Raw genomic sequence first — 3,576 nt, 5'->3', positions numbered from 1 at the left:
GTAAAAAAGGTACCTTTTTTTGATTGTTTTTAAAATTATAATTTGTAGACATTTTTTTAATAAAAATAAAATTTTAATGTTCTCTGTTTATATAAATCCATCCCGTTTTGGTTGACGAATCACTGTTAAATTCAATAACATAATAATAAGTTCCATCTGGCAATTCTTGATTAGAATCCGACTGTCCATACCATTCGTTTCGATATCCTCCTTTTGAATATACTTTCATCCCATATCTATTAAAGATATTTATTTTTTTAACATTCAAATTCTGTAAATCAAAAAAATCATTTAAATTATCCCCATTGGGTGTAATTCCTTTCTGAATATTACAAAATAAATCAGTTACAGTTACAGAACTATTTTTTTGACATCCAGATCCATCAGTAATATTTAAAGAGAATATTAAAGGAAATTGCTGTGTCGTTTGTAATGAATTTATATAATCGTTAACATTAAAAGTTGTGCTATTTGAACCTATTGGTGTATTATTTATTGACCAATTAAAATTTGCATTAGTACTGTTAAATACATCATTTGTAATTACTTCTAAAATAAAATTGGTGCCAACACATCCCGATTTTATTACAAAATCAAAACTATTTACCACAGTTATAGTAAGTGAATAAGTAGAAATACATTGTCCGAATGTTGGATTAAAAATATAAGATTTAGAAACTGTAGGATCAATTACAGAAGGTGACCAAGTTCCTTGAATTCCTTCTAAAGAAGTTAATGGCAAAACAGGAACTGACGACGTTCCATGACAAATTGGTGCTATAGCGGTAAACGATGGAATTACAATTGGGTATACAGAAATAGATGCTAAAGAACTTGTTGCAGAACAACCATTTCCATCAGTGTAGGTATAAGTATAAGTGTTACTTGCTCCAATATAAGTTGGTGAACCAGTGCTAAAAGTACCTCCGGTTGGGGAACCTACAAGAGTAATTGCGCTCCCGGCACATCCTGTCACATTAGATGATGTAACTGTTGGTAATGGGTTAACTGTAATAGTTGCAACTGAACTTGTTGCTGAACATCCATTCACATTCGTATAACTATAAGTATAAGTTGTACTAGCTCCTGTATAAGTGGAAGAACCTGTGCTAAATATACCTCCTAGAGGGCTACCGACAAGTGTAATAGCATTTCCATTACATCCACTTACATTAGTTGCAGTAACGATAGGCAAAGGATTAACAGTAATGGTCAATTGATATGTTGAAGCACATTGACCTGCATCTGGAGTAAAAGTATAAATTGTAGTTGCACTATTATTCAAGGCAGGTAACCAACTTCCTGTAACCCCATTTGTAGATAACGTTGGTAATGCTGCTAAAGAAGTTCCCGAACAAATAGGGTTTACGGTATTAAATGTTGGATTGATACTTCCTATATTAATACTTGTAGGTGTTCTGGTAGTTTCACAAGAGCCTACCGTTTGAGAGGCATAATAAGTACCAGTAGATAATAATGTTGAAGAACTTATTGCAACACCACCCGTTAGAGAAGTATACCATTTTATGTTGGTACCATTGGCAACTAAATTGGCAACGGTAGCACCTGTACAAAAAGATTGAGGTAAAACTGTAGGAGCATCAATTACTTGAACAAATAAAACAGGGATAGTATCGACACAACCAGATTGAGAGTCTGTAACAACTAAACTATAGTTACCAGTTCCACCAACAGGAATAGGATAATTGGAACCTGTGCCTTGAGGTGCTGGTATAGCCACTCCATCTTTAAACCATTGATAGGTTGGATGTAATATTTGTGAAACAGGATTAAGCACTAAAGGATTACTAGAACAAGATACATCAGAACCAGTTAAAGTCACCGCATTTTGATCTGTAAAATAGCCTGACAAATCAAAAGAACCAGCTTCAATAAAAACAGCTGAATCAAAAAGTCTATTGGTTGATGTACTTCCATAATCAGCAATTACTAATTTGATATGATACGAATGCCCTGGAATGACAGATGAAGAAGCAACAAGAGCTTTAGTACTTCCATTAAAATTGGTTCCATCTATATTAGGCGGATTTTGATTATATCCGTTAAAATAATTTGGATTTACAGCAGCACATCCACCACCACCTGTAACTCCAGTTAAATCAGGATGAACGGTACTTATCCCAACTGGTGTTGCTGTACCTGGAACTAATGCAATATTAGTATAAACTCCAACAGCATTATCTTTTAATAAAAAAGCAAAAGCATCACTAAATTGACAAGGATAGTTTTTATCGTATTGATATTCTTCAGAAGCTAAAAAGTATCTAAAACTTATAGTGTTTTTTATTGGTACAAAATCAAACTCAACATATGCAACATCAGCTAAAGCGGCTGGAGCACTTATGGAAAAAGCATTAGCTAAATCTGCATCACCTCCTGAACCTAAATTATCGCTCAAAGTAGTAGTAATAACAGTATCCCCTGCTCTTTTAGCGAAACCTGTAGAAATAATCATCCCTTGAGAAAAAACATTTCCTGTTCCATTATTTATGTAAGACCCATAGGGACTATTAATCCCAGTTCCTTGAAGTCCAGGCGTAATAGTTACTCCTGATATATTTGCGCAAACACCACTATTGAAAAGTGAGTTGATTAATTGAGTAGGGGTCTGCGTAGTATTTACTGAAATTCGTTGGCTAAAAGACGAGAAGGTTAGTAAGAGTAGTGAAAAATAAAAATATTTTTTTTTCATACATTAGTATAATACATTTAATCTTTTACAAATCAGTTAATTTTGTCAAACATATAACATATTAAATGACAATTGCTTTTAGAATAATGAAAATTAACCTAAAGTTAAAATTGGGTATAAAATTTTGTAGTAATTATTATAAATAAGATTTTCCTATTTAATTTTCAAAATCTATTTAACATCAAAAATTTCCAATATAATGGGTCTTCACAGCTACCCAGCCTCTATTTTTTGGCTTTAAATCATTAAATTTTAATTTATTATATATCTATAAGAAAAAATTGTTGTTTTAAGGCGCTTCATAAATAGTAACGAGCTTCCCATTCTTTAATTCCTTTTTTAGCTTGTTGTACCGTATTGTTGAACCAGTTTAATGTGTTAGGATTTTCGTCATGAATGTCTAACTTATCATGTAATAAATAATTGACCAATTTAATGAGCAATTGTAAACGTTTCCTTTCTTCAACTGATTTAATTGAAAAAGTTTAATTTACTTTATTAATAAAAAACAAATAGTTTAGTACTTGCTGAACTGACCCCGCCTAAAATTACTTGACACATTACTAAACCCAAAATAGAAGATGACAAGCAGTTGTTTGCTTTACATCCGACGGACGGCTTTGGGCAATCTGTTTTCCGTTAAGGTTTTTAAAAATCACGTTACCCACCATACCGCTGAAAGTTTTCTTATTTCCAAGTGTTGCCGTAATATAGAATTGGGTTTCAATGCTAGCGTTGCAATCCAATTTTTTTATGCAATTGCTTGGGAAGTTTTTAAAAATAAATGGCTTTAGTCTAAAGAATATATTTATTATCTTTGTTTTATGAAAGATACCATTTTAGCACAAATATCGGAATTAAAT

3 protein-coding genes are annotated in these 3,576 nt (G+C 32.2%); all 3 read right to left on the bottom strand.

Going from position 1 to position 3,576, the window contains the following annotated elements; translation table 11 throughout:
• Positions 1–73: 73 nt before the first annotated feature.
• The 3 genes from Q0Q96_RS05710 to Q0Q96_RS05700 all read right to left on the bottom strand — a co-directional run bounded on the left by Q0Q96_RS05710 (position 74) and on the right by Q0Q96_RS05700 (position 3,459).
• The gene (locus tag Q0Q96_RS05710; protein ID WP_293872274.1) at positions 74–2,713 is read right to left on the bottom strand and encodes a choice-of-anchor L domain-containing protein; all 2,640 of its coding nucleotides are present in this window, start codon (positions 2,711–2,713) and stop codon (positions 74–76) included.
• A gap of 299 nt (positions 2,714–3,012) precedes the next feature.
• A complete protein-coding gene (locus Q0Q96_RS05705) occupies positions 3,013–3,156 on the bottom strand; it encodes a hypothetical protein (RefSeq protein ID WP_293872273.1) in 144 nt (47 codons plus the stop codon).
• 120 nt (positions 3,157–3,276) lie between these two features.
• Complete coding sequence (locus Q0Q96_RS05700) at positions 3,277–3,459, bottom strand: hypothetical protein (RefSeq protein ID WP_293872272.1); 183 nt, start codon at positions 3,457–3,459, stop codon at positions 3,277–3,279.
• Positions 3,460–3,576: the final 117 nt, after the last annotated feature.

The sequence above is a fragment of the Flavobacterium sp. genome (genome assembly GCF_025352015.1).
Classification (GTDB): Bacteria; Bacteroidota; Bacteroidia; order Flavobacteriales; family Flavobacteriaceae; genus Flavobacterium.
Note: the sequence above shows the minus strand (reverse complement) of the source record. Positions and strands in the feature narration are given on the sequence as shown.